The organism is Wolbachia pipientis (assembly GCF_023661085.1).
Taxonomy (GTDB): domain Bacteria; phylum Pseudomonadota; class Alphaproteobacteria; order Rickettsiales; family Anaplasmataceae; genus Wolbachia.
In genome coordinates, this window is the sequence record NZ_JAHDJT010000084.1 from 1 (window position 1) to 6102 (window position 6102).

Below are 6102 nucleotides of genomic sequence, written 5' to 3' on the forward strand. Positions count from 1 at the left end.
GCTACCTCGGGGTTTTATTGTCTTTTTTCCCTATCTGGTAAATTTCTTAAATATTATAGCTTAGACTAGTTGCGGTTAAAAGCAGCTAAATTGCAGCGTTTAAGGCATAAAAACGCCAATACTGAAAATAAATACTGACCAGGGTTTCTTTCGCTTTTTTTTCTCATTTGGTAAATTTCTTAAATATTTGTTACCAAAGTAGTATCCTGGATCCCAGTGTCGGGGCACTTGGATGACAAGAAGAGAGGCTACTGGGGTGACAAGAGGATGGGCTACTTGAATAACACCCTTCCAGTAGTCTGCACCACTTTGGCAAAGGTAGGTAATAAATCTTATTTACTCGATGTATGCCGCTATTTCCTTGCGAACTTTTGTTTATAGTAGCTTTGCTATTCGCTTAAACTAGCTATATTAACTTACTTTCACCAAATTTATATACGAATCAATGTACTTAACTTTGTTGCAAAAATTTCGAGCTTATATTTTCACAACCCTATTTTTACGCAACTTGTTCTCACAAAGGTACGTACTTTTTGCGCTTTTGGTAAAAGTCAATACTTAAAATTTTTGTGACGCTAATTTGTAGTAAGTTTCTGTTGACTTGAGAAAAAATAAAAATCTTTATTTCTTTTTCAGAATATGTTATAAATTAACTGTGGTTTATTTAATTGGAAAGATTTATGTCTGGTGAGGTATCATTAGCACAAGTGTTAGCTTCAGTAAGTAAGGAAAATGACTTAAGTAGGCTTAATGTAGTTGATAAAATAAAAGGTGAGCTAAAAAAGAAAAGTGAAGTTGCATATCAAAAGTGGGAAGAGAATCAATTTAACATAAATCATCTGTTTACCGTAAAAGAGGGTTACCCTAATAAAAGGAACACAAAAGTTACTTTATTGTACATAGCTACCGCAATTTGCGCTACAAATTTAGTAAAGGCTTTATTAGGAGTAGAAAAAATCGATGTTGATAAAGGAATTTATTCTTATATCGCTTCTGAGCTTACCCCTTTACAGCTAGCTGCTATGGAGGGTTATAAGGAAATAGCGGAATTTCTAATAAGCAAAGGGGCAAATATTAATTGTGGTTACGATACCCCTTTACGTTTAGCTGTTCAAAGCGCTCATACTGAGCTAGTAAAGCTTTTGATAAAAGAAGAAACACATATCGACAAAAGAGATATAGATATTCTCTTAGATAAAGCTCCTACAAAAAAACGTACCGAGGTAGCAGATTGTATAGTAAAGTTTTTCTTAGATATGGAAAAAGGTACTGATATAATAGATGGTGAAGGAAATAATCTTTTGCACTATGCTGCTGATAGTTGTAGTGAGGAAGTAATACTAACTTTGATAGGAAAGAATGTTGATCCTTGGTCAAAGAATCATAGGGGCCAAACTCCAGTAGAGATTTATACATCTAAATACCCAAATGGATCTGGATACTTAAAGAAGCTGGAAAAAGCAATCAGTAGAAGTAATATCGCTTTTCACTTAATGATAACACTGGGTGCTACAGTAGTAATAATAACAACTTTTGTGACTGATATGAAAGTACCTGGTATAACTGCGACCACTATAGTTGCGCCAGATATATTATATGCAATAGGTGCGGCTGTGCTTGTGTTCGCACTCGCATTTATAGTTAGGTATATTACATACAAAGTGTGTGAACCTAGTGCTAAAATAGATGATACCAAAGAAATGCAAGGCTTGAGTATAACAAATACTGAGGGAGAAAACAAAGAAAAATCAGCTAATTCGGTAAAATTAACTCAAAGAAATAGATTCGTTATAAAGAAGAAGAGGAAGGATTTGTTTGATAACCAGTATGAGCAAGAAGTAAAAGACTTAATAAAAGTAGTTGACCAAGATGAAAAAATAACATTTAACGATATTGTAATCAGAGACGAGTTAAAGGAAGAGTTAAAAGTAATATGCAATAACATACCAGAAAAAACAAAGAAGAAAATGGAACTGTTGCAGTATGAGCCACCATCAGGCTACATTTTTGATGGCCCTCCTGGAACTGGTAAAACTCTTCTTGCTCGTGCAATTGCAGGTGAAACTGATAAATCGTTTATAAGTATTTCAGGTTCTGAACTCGTTGGAAAATATGCAAGCTATGGTGTATATCATGTACGTGACCTTTTTACAAAAGCGAAAAAAAATGCTCCTTGCGTAATTTTTATAGATGAAATAGATGCTATTGGCGGAGAGCGTTCTTCTGGCAATAACAGTACAAGTAAAGATCAAAATGCGACTCTGGGTCAATTATTATTCGAGATGGATGGATTCAAAAAAAATAAGGATATAGTAGTAATTGCTGCAACTAATCGTATAGAAACTTTAGATAGCGCATTACTCAGACCTGGCCGCCTCTCTAAAAAAATTCATATTCCTTTACCAGATAAGGGTTTACGTGAGGAAATATTAAAATTTTATATAAAAGATTTAAAAGTAGAAAAGAAAGAGTTAGATTTTAAAGATCTTGCAGACAAAACCGATGGTTTTTCTGGAGCTGATATTAGTTATTTGGTGAACGAAGCAAAGTTTCATGCCATACGCCGAACTGAAGGTACAGATGATATAGATCTTACTATGTAAGATTTTACAACTGCACTTGAAAATCTGAGAAGTGAATTCCGAAAGTTTGAAAATAATCAAGCAAGTAGTGAAATGGATAACTGTACTCTTTCACATATGACTTGTAGTCAAGGCCAAACTAGAAATTTTACACAACACCATTGAGGAAAATGAATTGATACTCATAGCTAACCGAAGTAAAGGGAGTGCTAAATACGCACCAAGTTTAAGATTGCAAGCAGGATACCGCTGAACCTGCGCGAACTTTTGTTTATAATAATTTTATACAACACAAAATCAGCTATATTAGCCTGCTTTCACCAAATTTATATACGAACCAATTTACTTAGCTTTGTTGCAAAAATTTCGAGCTTATATTTTCACAACCTTGTTTTTGCCAAACAAGCTCTCTATCTCCCCTCTTATTCCATATTTTTTTTAATTCTAACTTGCATTTTCCTATTGCTTTACTTTTTCCTGCCATAAAATCCTTGTTCTAGCCTCAATTGTTTATAGTTTTTACTATTTGTCTATCTATTAGTGAAGATTGGTATTATACTACTACCTCTACAACATGAATTTTTGCCTGGCGACGAACGACTCCTAGCTTGAAATTAAGAAAGCAGTTGCTATATATATCGACAAATACAAGTTAAACTTATATTATGGACTTAAATAAATTTACCGAAAAAGCAAAAAGCCTAATTCAAAGTGCCCAAATGAAAGCATTGGGAGTTGGGCATCAGATTTTCATGCCTGAGCATTTACTAAAGGTGATGCTTGAAGATGAATCAGGTTTAGTCCAGGACTTGATAGGCGCTTGTGGTGGAAATATGCAGAATATTTCCGATGCTGTGGATGGTGCAATAAAAAAGTTTCCAGTAGTTGAAGGTCCGGGCAGTAGTAGCCTCCAACTTTCAAGAGAGGTTGCAAAAGTCTTTGAAGATTCAATTGGTATTGCAAGGAGAAATAAAGACTCATTTGTTACCGTTGAGCGTTTATTGCAGGGTCTTGCTGCACAGAAAGATGATACTGTGGGTAGAATTTTAATGGAAAATGGTGTGACTCCACAAAAGTTGAACTCAGTTATTGCAGAAATGAGAAAGGGCAACAATGCGGACTCGCCAAATAGCGAAGAAAAACTAAATGCAGCAAAGAGATATACAAAAGATATTACAGAGCTTGCTATGCAAGGAAAGCTTGATCCTGTAATTGGTCGTGATGAGGAGATAAGAAGAACCATGCAGGTGTCACTGAGGCGAACAAAGAATAATCCAGTGCTGATAGGTGAACCGGGTGTTGGAAAGACTGCGATAGTTGAGGGGCTTGCAAATAGAATCGTTGCAAACGACGTGCCGCTTGGTTTGCGTGATGCAAAAGTTTTAGCCCTGGATCTTGGTGCGTTGATTGCTGGAACAAAATTCAGGGGAGAGTTTGAAGAAAGGCTAAAAGCGGTTATTAATGAGATTTCAAAAGCAGAGGGAAAAATTATACTATTTATCGATGAATTACACACTTTAGTTGGAGCAGGAGCAACAAGTGGTGCAATGGACGCTTCAAATTTGCTAAAGCCTGCTCTTGCACGTGGAGAAATTCGCTGTATAGGAGCCACAACTTTGGATGAATATCGCGAACATATAGAAAAAGATCCTGCACTTGCAAGGCGTTTCCAGCCTGTGTTTATTTCTCAACCAACTGAAACTGATACTATTTCAATACTGAGGGGTCTAAAGGAAAGATATGAAGTACATCACGGCATTAGGATTACAGATGGCGCAATAATTGCTGCTGCAACACTATCCAATAGGTATATAACAGACAGGTTTTTACCTGATAAAGCGATTGATCTAATTGATGAAGCGGCAAGTAGGGTGAGAATTGAAATGGATAGTAAACCCGAGGTTATTGATGAACTTGAGAGAAAGATCATACAACTAAAAATTGAGTCAGAGGCTCTAAAAAAAGAACGTGATGAAAACTCCAAACAGCGTTTAAAGAGGATAAACGATGAAATCGAAAACCTAAACAGTAAGTTTGCTGACTTAAATAGTAAATGGCAGATGGAAAAGAATAAAATAGCTAGAATACAAGAAACAGCAGAAAAATTAGATAACGCTAGAAAAGAACTAGAATTAGCTCAGCGCAGTGGAGATTTAGGGAAAGCGGGAGAATTAATGTATGGTGTGATTCCTCAGCTTGAAAATGAATTAAAAAATCAGGAGAAAGTCACTGATAGCTTCCTAAAGAAAGAAGTTACTGAGAATGACATTGCAAATATTGTTTCAAAGTGGACAGGAATTCCAGTTGATAACATGATGCACAGTGAAAAAGAAAAGCTCCTTAACATGGAGAATGAAATAGGAAAAAGGGTGATAGGACAAAAGGATGCGATAGAAGCAATAAGTAACGCAGTTAGGCGCTCTCGTTCTGGTGTGCAAGACACTAATCGGCCCTTTGGTTCATTTTTATTCTTGGGCCCAACCGGAGTTGGAAAAACGGAACTTGCGAAAGCCCTTGCTGAATTCCTGTTCGATGATCAATCAGCACTTCTGCGTTTTGACATGTCAGAGTACATGGAAAAACACTCTGTTTCAAAACTAATTGGTGCACCTCCTGGATATCTTGGCTATGAGCAAGGCGGCAGGTTGACTGAGGCAGTAAGAAGAAGGCCATATCAGGTAATTTTATTTGATGAGATAGAAAAAGCAAATCCAGATATATTCAATCTATTACTGCAGATTTTGGATGAAGGCAGACTTACCGATAGCCATGGCAAATTAATTGATTTTCGCAATACCATATTAATTTTAACTTCTAATCTTGGTGCTGAGATAATGCTAAAGGGAGCTGCTGACTCTGTAAAAAGCGAAGTGATGCAAATAGTTAAATCTGCATTTCGTCCGGAATTTCTAAATAGACTGGATGAGATTATTATATTCCACAGTTTAACCAAGGATGACATTTATAAAATTATAGATGTCCAGTTTTCTTATTTACAAAAAACACTTGCTAAGCGCAAATTAAGTATAAATTTGTCAGAGGAAGCTAAGAAACTAATGGCGCAAGCTGGCTATGATCCTGAGTATGGAGCAAGACCGCTAAAAAGAGTAATACAGGAGTGTATTCAAAATAATCTAGCTAAGTTAGTTTTATCGGGAGAAGTAACAGAAGGTGATGAGCTAATAGTGTACGCTCTTGGTAATGAAATCTTAGTTAAAAAGGGTTAAGTCCATTATGTATTTTTGTTGAAAAAAAGAGTTTATTAAATATTTTGTACCTGTTCAGCGGAATAGTAAAATGAGATTGACAAGATGCCATAAAAAGGTAATCATATAGTAAAAATGAGTTTACAACAAACGGTGTTATCCCAGTATTCCTTCCCCTGTCATCCCAGCAGCTGATACTGGAATCCATGATGCTACTTTAGTCATAGATATTTAAGAAATTTACCAAGCGAGAAAAAAAGCAAAAGAAGCCCCGGTCGGTGGCTAATTATTTATATGTACCTCAAATATCGGCG

Annotated in this window: 2 protein-coding genes; both read left to right on the forward strand. The window is 35.9% G+C overall.

Going from position 1 to position 6102, the window contains the following annotated elements; genetic code table 11:
• Positions 1–680: 680 nt before the first annotated feature.
• Entirely contained in the window at positions 681–2603 is a 1923-nt protein-coding gene (locus DM84_RS04310; RefSeq protein ID WP_250778591.1) for an AAA family ATPase, read from the forward strand.
• Positions 2604–3247: 644 nt separating this feature from the next.
• Positions 3248–5809 carry an ATP-dependent chaperone ClpB gene (clpB, locus tag DM84_RS04315; RefSeq protein ID WP_250778592.1) on the forward strand — a complete coding sequence of 854 codons (2562 nt, stop codon included), beginning with the start codon at positions 3248–3250 and terminating at the stop codon, positions 5807–5809.
• The last annotated feature ends 293 nt before the right edge of the window (positions 5810–6102 follow it).

Excerpts from the sequence above, each read along its gene's own strand:
- DM84_RS04310 (WP_250778591.1), top strand. The coding sequence starts at position 681 with ATGTCTGGTGAGGTATCATTAGCACAAGTGTTAGCTTCAGTAAGTAAG.
- clpB (WP_250778592.1), top strand. The coding sequence starts at position 3,248 with ATGGACTTAAATAAATTTACCGAAAAAGCAAAAAGCCTAATTCAAAGT.